Source organism: Streptomyces sp. NPDC005878, from assembly GCF_040629815.1.
In the GTDB taxonomy this organism is placed as follows: Bacteria; Actinomycetota; Actinomycetes; order Streptomycetales; family Streptomycetaceae; genus Streptomyces.
The window spans coordinates 211,314-226,774 of sequence record NZ_JBEXWK010000007.1 but is presented as its reverse complement, the minus strand read 5'-3'; the positions used below and the strand labels follow the sequence as shown (position 1 = coordinate 226,774).

12 protein-coding genes are annotated in these 15,461 nt (G+C 70.8%); all 12 read right to left on the bottom strand.

What is annotated here, in order from left to right:
• Positions 1 to 3 precede the first annotated feature (3 nt).
• The 12 genes from pgi to uvrC all read right to left on the bottom strand — a co-directional run bounded on the left by pgi (position 4) and on the right by uvrC (position 15,387).
• Positions 4 to 1,656, bottom strand: a complete 1,653-nt coding sequence (gene pgi, locus ABZ404_RS14615; RefSeq protein ID WP_358835293.1) for a glucose-6-phosphate isomerase — start codon at positions 1,654 to 1,656, stop codon at positions 4 to 6.
• A gap of 68 nt (positions 1,657 to 1,724) precedes the next feature.
• A complete protein-coding gene (locus ABZ404_RS14610; RefSeq protein ID WP_358835292.1) occupies positions 1,725 to 2,948 on the bottom strand; it encodes an MFS transporter in 1,224 nt (407 codons plus the stop codon).
• Between the two features lie 122 nt (positions 2,949 to 3,070).
• On the bottom strand, positions 3,071 to 3,406 hold the full coding sequence (locus tag ABZ404_RS14605) for an RNA polymerase-binding protein RbpA (protein WP_003976875.1): 336 nt from the start codon (positions 3,404 to 3,406) through the stop codon (positions 3,071 to 3,073).
• 109 nt (positions 3,407 to 3,515) lie between these two features.
• Positions 3,516 to 3,752 (bottom strand): preprotein translocase subunit SecG, encoded by a 237-nt coding sequence (gene secG, locus ABZ404_RS14600; protein WP_190088918.1) that lies wholly within the window; start codon positions 3,750 to 3,752, stop codon positions 3,516 to 3,518.
• 110 nt (positions 3,753 to 3,862) lie between these two features.
• Positions 3,863 to 4,639 (bottom strand): triose-phosphate isomerase, encoded by a 777-nt coding sequence (tpiA, locus tag ABZ404_RS14595; protein WP_358835967.1) that lies wholly within the window; start codon positions 4,637 to 4,639, stop codon positions 3,863 to 3,865.
• Positions 4,640 to 4,644: 5 nt separating this feature from the next.
• The gene (locus ABZ404_RS14590; RefSeq protein ID WP_358835966.1) at positions 4,645 to 5,856 is read right to left on the bottom strand and encodes a phosphoglycerate kinase; all 1,212 of its coding nucleotides are present in this window, start codon (positions 5,854 to 5,856) and stop codon (positions 4,645 to 4,647) included.
• Between the two features lie 117 nt (positions 5,857 to 5,973).
• Positions 5,974 to 6,981 (bottom strand): type I glyceraldehyde-3-phosphate dehydrogenase, encoded by a 1,008-nt coding sequence (gap, locus tag ABZ404_RS14585; RefSeq protein WP_358835965.1) that lies wholly within the window; start codon positions 6,979 to 6,981, stop codon positions 5,974 to 5,976.
• 271 nt (positions 6,982 to 7,252) lie between these two features.
• A complete protein-coding gene (locus ABZ404_RS14580) occupies positions 7,253 to 10,207 on the bottom strand; it encodes a M14 family zinc carboxypeptidase (protein WP_358835964.1) in 2,955 nt (984 codons plus the stop codon).
• 200 nt (positions 10,208 to 10,407) lie between these two features.
• Entirely contained in the window at positions 10,408 to 11,397 is a 990-nt protein-coding gene (whiA, locus tag ABZ404_RS14575) for a DNA-binding protein WhiA (protein WP_101387789.1), read from the bottom strand.
• A complete protein-coding gene (gene yvcK, locus ABZ404_RS14570; RefSeq protein ID WP_358835963.1) occupies positions 11,388 to 12,410 on the bottom strand; it encodes a uridine diphosphate-N-acetylglucosamine-binding protein YvcK in 1,023 nt (340 codons plus the stop codon). The genes whiA and yvcK overlap by 10 nt, the downstream gene beginning before the upstream one ends.
• Entirely contained in the window at positions 12,407 to 13,348 is a 942-nt protein-coding gene (rapZ, locus tag ABZ404_RS14565) for an RNase adapter RapZ (RefSeq protein WP_358835962.1), read from the bottom strand. Before rapZ ends, yvcK begins: the two co-directional genes overlap by 4 nt.
• On the bottom strand, positions 13,345 to 15,387 hold the full coding sequence (uvrC, locus tag ABZ404_RS14560) for an excinuclease ABC subunit UvrC (protein ID WP_358835961.1): 2,043 nt from the start codon (positions 15,385 to 15,387) through the stop codon (positions 13,345 to 13,347). Before uvrC ends, rapZ begins: the two co-directional genes overlap by 4 nt.
• Between the last annotated feature and the right edge of the window lie 74 nt (positions 15,388 to 15,461).

The window sequence follows — 15,461 nt, the reverse complement described above, 5'->3', positions numbered from 1 at the left end:
GGCTCACCGGCCCCGCAGCGCCCGGTACTTGGCGACCAGGGCCTTGCTGGACCCGTCCAGGCCCGGCACGTCCGCCCCCTCGGTCAGCGCGGGCTCGACGCGCTTGGCGAGCACCTTGCCCAGCTCCACGCCCCACTGGTCGAAGGAGTCGATGTTCCAGATCGCGCCCTGGACGAACACCTTGTGCTCGTACAGCGCGATGAGCTGGCCGAGGACGGACGGCGTGAGCTCGCGCGCCAGGATGGTCGTGGTCGGGTGGTTGCCGCGGAAGGTCTTGTGCGGCACCAGCTCCTCGGCCACGCCCTCCGCCCGGACCTCCTCGGGGGTCTTGCCGAAGGCCAGGGCCTGCGTCTGGGCGAAGAAGTTGGCCATCAGCAGGTCGTGCTGGGCGACCAGGCCCGGCAGGAGGTCGGCGACCGGCTCGGCGAAGCCGATGAAGTCGGCCGGGATGACCTTGGTGCCCTGGTGGATCAACTGGTAGTAGGCGTGCTGGCCGTTGGTGCCCGGGGTGCCCCAGACGACCGGTCCGGTCTGCCAGTCGACCGGGTTGCCGTCGCGGTCCACCGACTTGCCGTTGGACTCCATGTCGAGCTGCTGGAGGTAGGCGGTGAACTTCGACAGGTAGTGGCTGTAGGGCAGCACCGCGTGCGACTGGGCGTCGAAGAACGCCCCGTACCAGACACCGAGCAGGCCGAGCAGGAGCGGCGCGTTGGCCTCGGCGGGCGCGGTGCGGAAGTGCTCGTCGACCAGGTGAAAGCCGTCCAGCATCTCGCGGAAGCGGTCCGGGCCGATCGCGATCATCAGCGAGAGGCCGATCGCGGAGTCGAACGAGTAGCGCCCTCCGACCCAGTCCCAGAACTCGAACATGTTGGCCGTGTCGATGCCGAAGTCCGCGACCTTGCCGGCGTTGGTGGACAGCGCCACGAAGTGCTTGGCGACCGCGTCCTGATCGGCCCTCAGTTCGGTGAGGAGCCAGTCGCGCGCCGAGGTGGCGTTGGTGATCGTCTCGATCGTGGTGAAGGTCTTCGACGCGATGATGAACAGCGTCTCCGCCGCGTCCAGGTCGCGGACCGCCTCGTGGAGGTCGGCGCCGTCCACGTTGGAGACGAAACGGACCGTCAGGTCGCGGTCGGTGAAGGCGCGCAGCGCCTCGTACGCCATCGCCGGACCGAGGTCGGATCCGCCGATGCCGATGTTGACGACGTTCCTGATGCGCTTGCCGGTGTGGCCGGTCCACTCGCCGGAGCGCACGCGGCCGGCGAAGGCCGCCATCTTGTCCAGAACGGCGTGCACGCCCGGCACCACGTCCTCGCCGTCGACCTCGACGACCGTGCCGCGCGGCGCGCGCAGCGCGGTGTGCAGCACCGCGCGGTCCTCGGTCGTGTTGATCTTCTCGCCGCGGAACATGGCGTCCCGCAGCCCCGCCACGTCGGCCGCGGCGGCCAGCTCGCGCAGCAGCCGCAGGGTCTCGTCGGTGACGAGGTGCTTGGAGTAGTCGAGGTACAGGTCGCCGACCGTCAGGGTGTACCCGGTGCCGCGGCCGGGGTCGGCGGCGAACAGCTCACGCAGATGGGTGTCGCCCATCTGCTCGCGGTGCTTGCCCAGCGCGGTCCACTCGGGCATCCGGTTGAGCCTGGTACGGCCTTCTGCGTTCATCTGTGACATCAGCCCACTTCCTCGTACTCGCGTACGTACCTGCCCCGCTGCCCCTCCAACCTAGTTGATCAGGACGTAAGGGCAGGAATCAGAGCGGCCACGGCGGCCAGGAACAATCCGGACGCCACCAGGGCGGGGGTGTTGAGCCCCCAGGAGGAGGCCGCGGCCCCGCCCAGCAGCGCGCCCAGCGGCGCCCCCGCCACGGCCAGCGTGCGGAAGGCCGCGCTGGTGCGCCCCAGCATGGCCTGCGGGGTGCGCTCCTGCATCAGGGTCACCTGGTTGACGTTCCACACCATTCCCATGACCCCGAACACCGCCATCGCCGCGATCGATACCCACAGTTCCCGTATGGACCCGATCGCCGCCAGGCACACCGTCTGGATCACGCCCGCGAGCAGCACGCTGCCCAGCCGGCCCAGCCGGCGCGCCACCCCGGTGGCGAGCAGACCGCCGGCCACGCTGCCCGCCCCGTAGGCCGCGATCGCCGCCGCGTAGCCTCCGTGGCCCGCGTGGAGCCAGCCGGTGACGTGCAGGACCAGGGTGGCGACCAGCGCGCCCACCCCCGTGTTGCAGAGCGTCGTGGCCACGCAGAGCACGCGCAGGCTCCGCTCCCCCCACAGCGCGCGCAGCCCCTCGGCCGTCTCGGTGCGCAGGGTGGAGCCGGGCTTGCGGGCGGCCCGCTCGGGGGCCGGCGTACGCAGCGAGGCCACCAGCGCCGCCGCGAGGGCGAAGGTGAGCGCGTCCGCCACGTACGGCACGCCGTCGCCCGCCGTCAGGAGCAGGGGCACCAGGGGCGCGGCGAGGAAGCCGCCGGCCAGCTGCTGGCCCGTCATCAGCCGGGCGTTGGCGCGGCCGAGCGCGGGCCGCGGCACCAGCGCGGGCAGCAGGGCCGTCGCGGCGTTGTCGAAGAGCGTTTCCAGGGCGGTCAGGGCGAAGGCGAGCGCGATCAGCAGGGCTATGGAGGCATGCCCCAGGGCCACGGCGGCGGCGAAGGCGGCCATGAGCACCCCGCGCACCAGGTCGACCGCCCACATGGCCCGGCGCTGGTCCGCCCGGTCCGCGACGGCGCCGCCCAGCAGTCCGAAGAGCAGCCAGGGCAGGAAGCCGCCCGCAGTGACCAGCGCGACCAGCATCGGATCGGTGGTGAGCGAGGCGGCGAGCAGCGGCAGCGCGGCGGTGCGCAGCGCGTCGCCGAACCGGGAGACGACCGCGGCCGACCACAGCCGCCCGCACCCCCCGCGCCACGCGGGCGCCTCGGCCGCCGCGTCGGCGGCGCTCTCCAGTACGGCCACAACTCCCCCAGGTGATCGGCTGATTCACACGGTAGGGGGAGCCACTGACAATCGGCGCTGACCTGGGGGAATACCGAAGGGCCCGGTGGGCGAACCGTGTTCGCCCACCGGGCCCCTCACTGTCAGATCTCGCCGCGGAGCTTGGCGAGCGCCTCCGCGAGGATCGCCTCGCCGTCCGCGTCGCTGCGCCGCTCCCGCACGTAGGCGAGGTGGGTCTTGTACGGTTCCGTGCGCGGCGGGTCCGGGGGGTTGTCCCGGTCCTGGCCGGCCGGGAAACCGCAGCGCGGGCAGTCCCACGTCTCCGGAACCTGTGCGTCACTGGCGAAGCTCGGCTGCGTCTCGTGCCCGTTCGAGCACCAGAAGGAGATGCGGAGGCGCGGCGCGGACTCGCCGCGCTCGGCCTCACCCATCGGCCCCGCTCCGACCCGGCTTCCCCGGATCGCGTTGCCACTTGCCACGGTCGTAACTCCCTGCGTGATGGTGCTCGAAGATGCCCCAGTCTACGTAAGGCCCAACGCGCGTCCAGCGATTGTGGTTACACCCGCTCCGGAACGCGGAGACGACAGATCAGTTGTCCAGCTTCATCAGGAGACCAAGAACGACAATGCTCGCGAACCACAGCAGACCGACCACGACGGTGATGCGGTCGAGGTTGCGCTCGGCGACCGAGGAACCGCCGACGGACGACTGCATTCCACCACCGAACATGTCGGAGAGGCCGCCGCCCTTTCCCTTGTGCATCAGCACCAGCAGCATCAGCAGCAGGCTGAAGACGATCAGGGCAATCGAGAACCCGACAATCACGGCTGGACCAACTTCCTAGGACTGATATGGCGACGGGGGCCGGGGGGACGTATTCCATAATCCCGAGCCCGACCCCCGCAAGGGTACGACGGATCCGCGCTACCGCATACTCACTGGTCGCGGAAGCGGACGATCTTGACGAACTCGTCCGCGTCCAGTGCCGCGCCGCCCACGAGAGCACCGTCGACGTCCGGCTGCGCCATGATCGCGGCCACGTTCGAGGCCTTGACGGAGCCGCCGTACTGGATGCGGACCTTGTCGGCCAGCTCCTGCGAGTAGAGCTCCGCGAGACGGGTGCGAATGGCCCCGCACACCTCCTGGGCGTCCTCGGGCGTGGCGACCTCGCCGGTGCCGATGGCCCACACCGGCTCGTACGCGATCACCACGGACTCGGCCTGCTCGGCCGGGACGTCCTTGAGGCCGCCGTCCAGCTGGGCCAGCGTGTAGGAGACCTGGTCACCGGCCTTGCGGACGTCCAGGCCCTCGCCGACGCAGAGGATCGGGGTCAGACCGTGCTTGAAGGCGGCCTTGACCTTGGCGTTGCAGAGCTCGTCGCTCTCGTTGTGGTACTGGCGGCGCTCGGAGTGGCCGACGGCCACATAGGTGCACTTCAGCTTGGCCAGCATCGCGCCCGAGATCTCACCGGTGTAGGCACCGGAGTCCTGCGCCGAGATGTCCTGGGCGCCGTACTTGATCTTGAGCTTGTCGCCGTCGACCAGGGTCTGGACCGACCGCAGGTCCACGAAGGGCGGCAGGACCGCGACCTCGACGGCGTCGTAGTCCTTGTCGGCCAGGGCGAAGGCGAGCTTCTGGACGTGCGCGATGGCCTCGAGGTGATTGAGGTTCATCTTCCAGTTGCCGGCCATCAGCGGCATACGCGTGGTCACGGTGTTCAGTCCTCCAGTGCGGCAAGGCCGGGAAGGGTCTTGCCCTCAAGGTATTCGAGGCTCGCGCCGCCGCCGGTCGAGATGTGACCGAAGGCGTTCTCGTCGAAGCCGAGGGTGCGCACGGCGGCGGCCGAGTCGCCGCCGCCCACGACGGTGAAGCCGTCGCAGTTGAGCAGGGCCCGCGCAATGGCCTGGGTGCCGCCCGCGTAGTCGGGGTGCTCGAAGACGCCGACCGGGCCGTTCCAGAACACCGTCTCCGCGTCCGCGATCTTCGACGCGTACAGCTCACGGGTCCGGGGGCCGATGTCCAGGCCCTCCTTGTCGGCGGGGATCTTGTCCGCGTCGACGGTGACGAAGTCGGCCGGGGCCTTGGTCTTCAGGTCCGGGAAGTCGGACGAGGCCAGGATGTCGACCGGCAGGACCAGCTCGACGCCGCTCTTCTCGGCGCGCTCCATGTACTCCGTGACGACCGGGATCTGGTCCTCCTGGAGCAGCGAGATGCCGACCTCGTGGCCCTGGGCCTTGAGGAAGGTGTACGCCATGCCGCCGCCGATGAGGATGCGGTCGGCCTTGGCGAGCAGCCGGTCGATGACGGCGAGCTTGTCGGAGACCTTGGCACCGCCGAGGACGACCACGTACGGGCGCTTGACGTCGTCGGTGAGCTTCTTCAGGACGCCGACCTCGGTGGCGATGAGGAAGCCGGCCGCGTGCGGCAGCCGCGCGGGCAGGTCGAAGACCGAGGCGTGCTTGCGGTGCACCGCGCCGAAGCCGTCGCCGACGTAGAGGTCGGCGAGTTCGGCGAGCCGGTCGGCGAAGGCGCCGCGCTCGGCGTCGTCCTTGCTCGTCTCGCCGGCGTTGAAGCGCAGGTTCTCCAGGACGGCGACCTGGCCGTCGGCCAGCCCCGCGACGGTCTCCCGCGCGGAGTCGCCCACGGTGTCGGTGGCGAAGGCGACATCGGCGCCCAGCAGTTCACCGAGCCGCTTCGCCGCCGGGGCGAGCGAGAAGGCCGGGTCCGGGGCGCCCTTGGGGCGGCCCAGGTGCGAGGCGACGACCACGCGCGCGCCGGCCTCGGCGAGCCGGGCAATCGTCGGCTGGACGGCGCGGATACGGCCGTCGTCGGTGATGGAGGTGCCGTCGAGCGGCACGTTGAGGTCGGCGCGGACGAATACCCGCTTGCCGGAGACGCCCTCGGCGAGAAGTTCGTCGATCGTCTTCATGTGTTTCTGCGACTCCTTGGAGAAGGACGAGGCAAGCGACAGGGCTCGTGCGGCGCATCGTCGCGCTGCCCGAGCCCTGTGCTCACATCGAGTTGCCTGCCCTGAGACTTATCAGACTTAGAGCTGGCCGCCCACGAAGACGGTGAGGTCGACGAGGCGGTTCGAGTAGCCCCACTCATTGTCGTACCAGCCGAGGATCTTCACCGACTTGCCCTCCTGGACCATGGTCAGGGAGGAGTCGAAGGTGCAGGAGGCCGGCTCGCCGACGATGTCGGAGGACACGATCGCGTCCTCCGTGTACTCCAGGATGCCCTGGAGCTCGCCCTCGGCGGCCTTCTTGAACGCGGCGTTGACCTCGTCCTTGGTCACCTCGCGCTCCAGCTCCACGACGAGGTCGGTGGCCGAGCCGGTCGGGACCGGGACGCGCATCGCGATGCCGTCGAGCTTGCCCTTGAGCTTGGGCAGCACCAGCGCGGTGGCCTTGGCGGCACCGGTGGTGGTGGGGATGATGTTCTCGGCGGCGGCGCGGGCGCGGCGCAGGTCCGAGTGCGGGAAGTCCAGGATGCGCTGGTCGTTCGTGTACGCGTGGACGGTCGTCATCAGGCCCTTGACGATGCCGAAGTTCTCGTCGAGGACCTTGGCCATCGGCGCCACGCAGTTGGTGGTGCAGGAGGCGTTGGAGATGACGTGGTGGTTGGCCGCGTCGTACTTGTCCTGGTTGACGCCCATCACGATGGTGATGTCCTCGTCCTTGGCCGGAGCCGAGATGAGGACCTTCTTGGCGCCACCGGCGATGTGCTTCTCGGCGTCGGCCTTCTTGGTGAAGATGCCGGTCGACTCGATGACGATGTCGACGCCCAGCTGACCCCAGGGGATGTCGGCCGGGTTGCGCTCGGAGAGCACCTTGATGGTGTGGCCGTCCACGGTGATGGTGTCGGCGGTGTGCGTGACCTCGGCCTTGAGGCGGCCCAGGATCGTGTCGTACTTGAGCAGGTGAGCAGTGGTCGCGGTGTCACCCAGGTCGTTGACAGCCACGATCTCGATGTCAGCACCCTGCTCCAGCAGCGCGCGGAAGTAGTTGCGCCCGATGCGGCCAAAGCCGTTGATGCCTACGCGGATCGTCACGAACCGATCTCCTCGTTAGGTACGCCGGTTTTCGACGCCGGCGAGTTGTATGGGATGTCCCCGACCGCTTATGACCCTACCTCTCCCGGAGCCGTGGAGTGACATCGAGCGCACTCCCCTCACCGGCCACGACAGCCGGACATGGCCGACGGCCCATACCTACCAACGGGTAAGGGCCGCCGGGGGGACTTTCGTCCCGACTACGGAGCGTGATGGGCGGGCGAGGGGCACCCCCGTGGTCTCAGCACGCGGGTGCCCGGTCCGCTCCGGTTCAGTCCCGCAGGGAGCGGAGCGCCCTGCCGATCACATTCTTGCGGTCGGCGGCGGACGGCACGTGCTCCAGGCCGAAGCCCAGCAGCACGGTGTCGTGGGTGGTGACGGCCGCCTGGGAGTGGAAGAGCGCCTGGGATCGGGCCCAGTCGCCGGCGTTGCCGGGGCTGCCGGCCGGCGGTCCCGGCACGCTCCACGGGCCGAGCGCCGTCTCGAAGCCCTCGGCGCCCTGGGCGGTGCCCCCGATGACGAGTCTGGTGTCGTCGACGAAGGCGCCCACGCCTCCGGTGCCGGGGTCCGACACGTAGGAGATGGAGACCTCGACCCGCTTGCCCGCGTAGGGGCTGAGGTCGACCGAGACCGGCTGCCAGCCGTTGGAGGAGCCGGTGAACCGGTTCCAGGCGCCCGAGGTGCCGCTCGCCGTGCAGGCGCTCGCGCCCACGGTCAGGTAGTGCGCCAGGAAGGGGTGCCCCTGGACGTAGTAGCCCTGCTCGCACTGGGCGGGGACCGCCTGGCTGGTGCCGCCGTTGGTGTCCGGCAGGGTCGTCCAGTCCTCCTGCCCCACGGTGTGCGCCTCGACGATCACGTTGTCGAAGCCGGGCTCGGTGTCATAGCTGAGCTGGAACCCCAGGCTCGGCCGGTCGGCCGCCGCCGTGCCGCTCAGATCGACGGTCCTGGACAGCCGCATATAGGCGCTGTCCTGGTGCTGGGCCGCCGCGAACCAGTCGCCCGCGGCCGGCTCGAACGGGGTACGGATGCCCGGGTAGGTGCCCGCGGCGGCGCTCTTGAACTGCGGGAACCGGTCGGGCTTGAGGGTGTCCGAGGTGATCGTGTACGCCCCGGCCAGGTCCAGCGGGTTGTCGCTCGCGTTGCCCAGCGTCGCCCTGGCGCCCGCCAGGCTTCCGGCGCCCTCGAAGGCCGGCGGCGACTTCAGGCCGACGCGGTTGTAGGCGCCGAGGTAGTACTGGGCGAAGTCGTCGGAGTCGGCGCCGCCGAGGTCGACCGTGCCGCCCGCCTTCTCACCGGCGTTGACGAGCCGGCCGCCCTCGTTGAGGAAGTCGCGCACGGCCAGGGTGACGGCGGCGGTGGGCCGCTCGGCGCCCGTGTACCAGACGGCCGTCCGGAAGTGGCTGAGCACGCCGAGCGCGCTCGGGGTGCCCTGGGTGGCCACGTCCCAGACCGCGGACCTGCGGCCGTTGTCGGCGAGGGCCTTGGTGTACGCCCCGGCGTGCCGGGCGGGCGCGGTGCCGCCCTCCTCCGCGATCACCAGGGTGTCGCCCCTGGGCCGGGCGGCCACCGTGTAGGTGAAGGGCGTGCTGGAGGTCCGCTTGCCGGCGCGGGTGCGCCCGGTGAACCAGACCTCCACCTTGGATCCGGTGTCCGCCCCCTCGACGGTGGCCCGGTACTGGTCGAAGTGGATGTTGTCCTCGCCGCCGTAGACGTCGCCGCCCTTCCAGGCGCGCAGGCGTTCGGTGTGCGTACGTCCGCCGTCGATGCGGTAGTTGAGCCTCTTGTCGCGCACCGACCTGCGGGCGGTGACGGCGACTTCCTGGTCCCCGCCGCGGGCGTACGAGGTGGTGAAGGCGTCCGGGGTGAAGTCCGGGGCGTCGATGCCGACCGGGGAGACCGGCTGGTCGGGGTGGCGCGCGGTGTCGGCGACGGCCAGCGCGAACGGGATGTTCTTGGCGAACTCCTGCTGGATCAGCTTCTCGTCGTCGGGGAAGTTGAAGACCGACTGGCAGTCGCCGGGCTTCCACTGGTCGTCGGGGTCGATCCGGGAGGCCGTCTGACAGGTCGACATCTCCGGGGTGAACATGTGGATCCCGTTGACGTTCCCCGCGTGTCCGTCGGCCTCGCCGTTGGTGGTGTACAGCTCGGAGGAGAGCTGCGAGTGGTAGCCGGGTATCGCGGGCTTGTCGGGCGTGCCCGCCAGCGCCTTGTAGAGGACGTCGTCCGGGGTGGGGGTGGCGACCTGCCAGCCCACGCCGTACAGCAGCAGCTGGGCCGCGGAGTGGTAGTTGATGGCGTAGGAGAACCCGATCCGCTTCTCGAAGGCGTCCAGCGCCCTGGTCTCCGGCTCGGAGCCGGCGGAGGGGCCGCGGTAGGTCTCGTCGGCGGGGTCGGGCGAGGAACCCTCGTTGTCGTAGCCCCACTTGTACGGGAAGTTGCGGTTGGGGTCGACGCCGTCGCCCGGTGCGGTCTTCCCGTCGCCGTTGTTGTCGCGCAGATTCTTGCGCCACAGCCGCTGCTGGGTGCCGGTGAAGGTGTAGTCGTACCCGTCGGGGTTGGCGGAGAGGACGAACCACAGCTCGGTGGAGTCCACGATCCTGGTGATCCGCGGGTCCTTGCCGTAGTTGTCCAGGTAGTGGTGCATCAGCCGCCGGGTCATCTCCGGGGTGATCCACTCCCGGGCGTGCTGGTTCGACATGTACAGCACGGAGGGCCTGGAGCCGTCCTTGGCCTTGTTCGCGTTCTTGGTGAGCTTGAGCGCGAGGATGTCCTGGCCCTTGACCGTCTTGCCGATCGACTCGACCTTGGTGAGGCCGGGGTGGGCGCGCTGGGTGTCGACGATCTCCTGCCGCAGTCCGTTCGCCCCGCTGTAGGGGCGGAAGACACCGTCCCCCTGGGCCTTGAGGCGCTTCTCGGTCGCGGCCGGAACCGTGTGCTCGGTGAGGTCGACGCCTTGTTTGCGCAACGTGCCGGCCTGCGTCTTCGTGAGGTAGAGCTCGACCTTCGCGGTCCCCTCGGCGGGTACCTGGGCGGTCAGTTCCTGGCCGTCCGCGCCCTGCGCGAGCAGGAGCGGCAGCTGCGCCTTGGTGACGTCGGCGTACCAGACGGACAGTCCTTCGCCGGTGGCGCCCTTGCCGCCCGGGCTCGCGTGGGCGGCTGGTACCGCCGCCAGTCCGGCCGTGAGCAGTGAAGCCGCGGCGAGGATCGCTCTCGCTCTGCGTCTCATTGGCCCCCCTTGCTGTTGTGTGCCACGAAAGTGGACAGACGACAGGCTCATGACACTTCATGATCATGTCAATACTGCGCGAGGGAGGGGGAACCGGAACCGGCGCCCACCAAGTGGGCGCCGTTCACGCAAGGGTGAGGCCTGGGTGCGCCGGCGGTACGAGAACGGGGCCGACGCCAAGCGGAGGGGCGCTCCCCCGATCAGCCGACCAGGCCGTCCGCCATCTCCTCGGTCAGATTGGACTCGGTCCCGGGGATGCCCAGGTCCTGGGCCCGCTTGTCCGCCATGGCCAGCAGCCGGCGGATCCGGCCCGCGACCGCGTCCTTGGTCAGCGGCGGGTCGGCGAGCGCGCCCAGCTCCTCCAGGGAGGCCTGCTTGTGCTCCATGCGCAGCCGCCCGGCGGCGGCCAGATGCTCCGGCACCTCCTCGCCGAGGATCTCCAGGGCGCGCTGCACCCGGGCACCGGCGGCGACGGCGGCCCGCGCCGAGCGGCGCAGATTGGCGTCGTCGAAGTTGGCCAGTCGGTTGGCGGTGGCCCGGACCTCGCGGCGCATCCGCCGCTCCTCCCAGGCCAGCACCGACTCGTGCGCCCCGAGGCGGGTGAGCAGGGCGCCGATCGCGTCCCCGTCGCGCACGACCACGCGGTCCACCCCGCGCACCTCGCGGGCCTTGGCGGCGATCTGGAGCCGGCGGGCCGCGCCGACCAGCGCGAGGGCGGCCTCCGGACCCGGGCAGGTCACCTCCAGGGAGGAGGAGCGGCCCGGCTCGGTGAGCGAGCCGTGGGCGAGGAAGGCCCCGCGCCAGGCCGCCTCGGCGTCACAGGTGGCCCCCGAGACCACCTGGGGCGGGAGGCCCCGGATGGGGCGGCCCCGGCCGTCGACGAGGCCGGTCTGGCGCGCCAGCTGGTCGCCGCCCGCCACCACCCGTACGACGAAGCGCGAACCGCGGCGCAGTCCGCCCGGAGCCATCACGATCAGCTCGGAGCTGTGGCCGAAGATCTCCAGGATGTCCCGCTTGAGGCGGCGCGCCGCCATCGCGGTGTCCAGCTCCGCCTCGATCACGATGCGGCCGCTGACCAGGTGGAGGCCGCCGGCGAACCGCAGGATCGACGAGACCTCCGCCTTTCTGCAGCAGGTCCGGGTGACGGGAAGCCGGGAGATCTCATCCTTCACCGCTGCCGTCATCGCCATGGGCCGATCCTTCCATGCATCCGAAAAATACGGTCGTACGCGGCTGCCAACAGCTCCCGGTCGTGCTTGGGGGACCCGTCGGGCGCGGCGACCGCCGCCAGCTCGACCACGGCGCCGAGCTGCTTGGCGGCGTCGGCGAGGGACTCGCGGTCGGGCACGGCGGCCACGTCGGCCAGCACCACGTCCAGGGCGAGTTTAGGGGCGTGTCGTCCCAAAACCTCCAAATGACGCTGCGGAGAGAAGCCATCGGTTTCGCCGGGCTGGGGTGCCAGGTTCAGCGAGAGCACCTTGCGGGCCTTGGTCACCGTCAGCGCGTCGAGCAGCTCGGGCACCAGCAGATGGGGGATCACGGAGGAGAACCAGGAGCCGGGCCCCAGCACCACCCAGTCGGCGTCCAGGACGGCCTCCACCGCCTCCGGGACCGCCGGCGGGTCGTGCGGTACCAGGTTGACGGACTGCACCTCGCCCGGGGTGAGCGCCACCGTGGCCTGGCCCCGGACGGTGTCCACGTCGTCGGGGCGGTCCGGGTCGTGGCCCCGCACCAGCGCCTGGAGCTCCAGAGGGACCGCGGACATCGGCAGCACCCTGCCGTGCGCCCCGAGGAGCTTGCCGACCAGGTCGAGCGCCTGGACGTGGTCGCCCAGCTGCTCCCACAGGGCGACGATCAGCAGATTGCCGACGGCGTGCTCGTGCAGCTCGCCCTGGGACTGGAAGCGGTGCTGGATGACCCGGGCCCAGGTCTGGCCCCAGTCGTCGTCGCCGCAGAGCGCCGCCAGGGCCTTGCGCAGATCGCCCGGCGGCAGCACGCCCAGCTCCTCGCGGAGCCGGCCGCTGGAGCCGCCGTCGTCGGCCACGGTGACGACGGCGGTCAGGTCGCCGGTGATCCGGCGCAGCGCCGCGAGCGACGCGGAGAGGCCCATGCCGCCGCCGAGGGCGACGACCTTGGGCTGGGCGCCGCGCCCGCGGCCGGTGCGGCGCACCGGTCCGCGCGTGCGCCGTCGGTACACCTTCACTCGCGCCCCATGTCCCGGTGGACGACGACGGTCTCGATCCCCTCGGAGGCGAGGCGGGCGGCCAGCTTCTCGGACATGGCCACGGAGCGGTGCTTGCCGCCGGTACAGCCGACGGCGACCGTCACATAGCGCTTGCCCTCGCGGCGGTAGCCGGTGGCGATCAGCTGGAGCAGCTCGCTGTACTGGTTGAGGAACTCCTTGGCGCCGGGCTGGTTGAAGACGTACCCCGACACCTCCTCGTTCAGGCCCGTGTACGGGCGCAGCTCCGGCACCCAGTGCGGGTTCGGCAGGAAGCGGCAGTCCACCACCAGGTCGGCGTCGACCGGCAGACCGTACTTGTAGCCGAACGACATCACCGTGGCGCGCAGCTCCGGCTCCTCGTCCCCGGCGAACTGGGCGTCCATCTTGGCGCGCAGCTCGTGGACGTTGAGGCTGGAGGTGTCGATCACCAGGTCGGCGTCGCCGCGCAGCTCGCGCAGCAGGTCGCGCTCGGCCGCGATGCCGTCGACGATCCGGCCGTCGCCCTGGAGGGGGTGCGGGCGGCGGACCGACTCGAAGCGGCGCACCAGCGCGTCGTCGGAGGACTCCAGGAAGACGATCCGCCGGGTGACCTGCTTGGAGTCCAGGTCGGCCAGCGACTCGCGGAGGTTGTCGAAGAAGCGGCGGCCGCGCACGTCGACGACGACGGCGATGCGGGCCACATTGCCCTGGGAGCGGGCGCCGAGCTCCACCATGGTGGGGATCAGCGCGGGCGGCAGGTTGTCGACGACGAACCAGCCGAGGTCCTCCAGGCACTTGGCGGCGGTGCTGCGTCCGGCGCCGGACATGCCGGAGATGATCACCAGCTCGGGGATGGCCGGCTCTGCGGCGTCGTTCGTCGTGCCCGTACTCACGTGTGCGGCTCCAGCTTCTGCGTCTGTTCGGTCGTGCTCAGTCATGTCGCGGATCCCCCGTCGTCCTCTTCAATGATCTCTCCTGTAGCCGTGTTCACGGCGGGTGCGGCCGGAGCCGACCGGGCCAGGGCCGCCGCCACGGTCTCGGCCGTCTTGCGGCCTATCCCGGGAACGTCACAGATCTGCTCGATTGTCGCCGACCGCAGCCGCTTCACCGAGCCGAAATGCTTGATCAGAGCCTGTTTGCGGGACTCGCCCAGGCCCGGCACGTCGTCCAGGGGGCTCGCCTTGAACCGCTTGGTCCGCTTGACCCGCTGGTAGGTGATGGCGAACCGGTGGGCCTCGTCCCGCACGCGCTGGAGCAGATACAGCCCCTCGCTGGAGCGCGGCAGGACGACCGGGTCTTCGTCGTCCGGCAGCCAGACCTCCTCCAGGCGCTTGGCGAGCCCGCAGACCGCCACGTCGTCCATCCCCAGCTCGTCCAGGGCCCGCTTGGCGGCGGCCACCTGGGGCTGCCCGCCGTCGACCACCACGAGCTGCGGCGGGTAGGCGAACCGCTTGGGCCGTCCGTCCTCGGTGCGCGGCCCGGCCTCCGCCGGGGCCTCGCCGGGCGCCGGGACCTCGCCGGAGGGAGCCGGTCCGGCCCCGGCGCCCTCCTCGCCGTCCGCCCACTCCCCCAGCCGGGCGCTCTCGGCCAGGTACCGCTTGAAGCGGCGGGTGATCACCTCGTGCATGGACCGGACGTCGTCCTGGCCCTCGAAGCCCTTGATCTGGAAGCGCCGGTACTCGCTCTTCCTGGCCAGGCCGTCCTCGAAGACGACCATGGAGGCCACCACGTCCTCGCCCTGGAGGTGGGAGATGTCGAAGCACTCGATCCGCAGCGGCGCGCTGTCCAGCTCCAGGGCCTGCGCGATCTCCTCCAGGGCCCGGGAGCGGGTGGTCAGGTCGGAGGCGCGCTTGGTCTTGTGCAGCGCGAGGGCCTGCTGCGCGTTGCGCGCGACCGTGGCCATCAGGTCCTTCTTGTCGCCGCGCTGCGGGATGCGCAGCGACACCTGCGACCCGCGCCGCCCCGCCAGCCACGCGCCGACCGCCTCGGCGTCCTCCGGCAGCGCCGGGACCAGCACCTCCTTCGGTACGGAGTCGCCGGTCTCCTCCCCGTACAGCTGCTGGAGGGCGTGCTCCACCAGGCCGGCCGTGTCGACCGCCTCGACCTTGTCGGTGACCCAGCCGCGCTGGCCGCGGACCCGGCCGCCGCGCACATGGAAGATCTGCACGGCCGCCTCCAGCTCGTCCTCGGCGACCGCGATCAGGTCCGCGTCGGTGGCGTCGGTGAAGACCACCGCGTTCTTCTCCAGGGCGCGGCGCAGCGCCCCGATGTCGTCGCGCAGCCGCGCGGCCCGCTCGTACTCCATCTCCTCGGCCGCGGCCGCCATGTCCTTCTCCAGGCGGCGCAGGTACGTGCCGGTGCGCCCGGCCATGAAGTCGCAGAAGTCCTCGGCGAGTTCGCGGTGCTCCTCGGGCGTGACCCGGCCGACGCAGGGGGCCGCGCACTTGCCGATGTAGCCGAGCAGACAGGGCCGCCCGATCTGGGTGGAGCGCTTGAACACCCCGGCGGAGCACGTCCGTACCGGGAAGACGCGGAGCATCAGGTCCACGGTCTCGCGGATCGCCCACGCGTGCGCGTACGGACCGAAGTAGCGCACGCCCTTCTTCTTGGCGCCGCGCATCACCTGGACCCTCGGGAACTCCTCGTTGAGGGTGACCGCCAGATACGGATAGCTCTTGTCGTCGCGGTACTTGACGTTGAAGCGGGGGTCGAACTCCTTGATCCACGAATACTCGAGCTGGAGCGCCTCGACCTCCGTGGAGACGACCGTCCACTCCACCGACGCCGCCGTGGTGACCATCGTCGCCGTGCGCGGGTGCAGGCTGGTGAGCGGCTGGAAGTAGTTCGCCAGCCGCTGGCGCAGGGACTTGGCCTTGCCGACGTAGATCACCCGGCGGTGGTCGTCCCGGAATTTGTAGACCCCCGGCGAGTCGGGGATCTGTCCCGGCTTGGGGCGGTAGGTGGAGGGGTCTGCCATGGCCACCACCCTACTGGCGGGGACCGACAACGCGGTTTCACGGGGCGCGGCCCTCTTCGGGGACGCGGGGAACC

What these genes read in the sequence shown, in the direction of transcription:
- pgi (WP_358835293.1), bottom strand. Translation starts at nt 1,656, where the DNA reads ATGAACGCAGAAGGCCGTACCAGGCTCAACCGGATGCCCGAGTGGACC.
- ABZ404_RS14590 (WP_358835966.1), bottom strand. Translation starts at nt 5,856, where the DNA reads ATGAAGACGATCGACGAACTTCTCGCCGAGGGCGTCTCCGGCAAGCGG.
- ABZ404_RS14580 (WP_358835964.1), bottom strand. Translation starts at nt 10,207, where the DNA reads ATGAGACGCAGAGCGAGAGCGATCCTCGCCGCGGCTTCACTGCTCACG.
- whiA (WP_101387789.1), bottom strand. Translation starts at nt 11,397, where the DNA reads ATGGCGATGACGGCAGCGGTGAAGGATGAGATCTCCCGGCTTCCCGTC.
- rapZ (WP_358835962.1), bottom strand. Translation starts at nt 13,348, where the DNA reads ATGACTGAGCACGACCGAACAGACGCAGAAGCTGGAGCCGCACACGTG.
- uvrC (WP_358835961.1), bottom strand. Translation starts at nt 15,387, where the DNA reads ATGGCAGACCCCTCCACCTACCGCCCCAAGCCGGGACAGATCCCCGAC.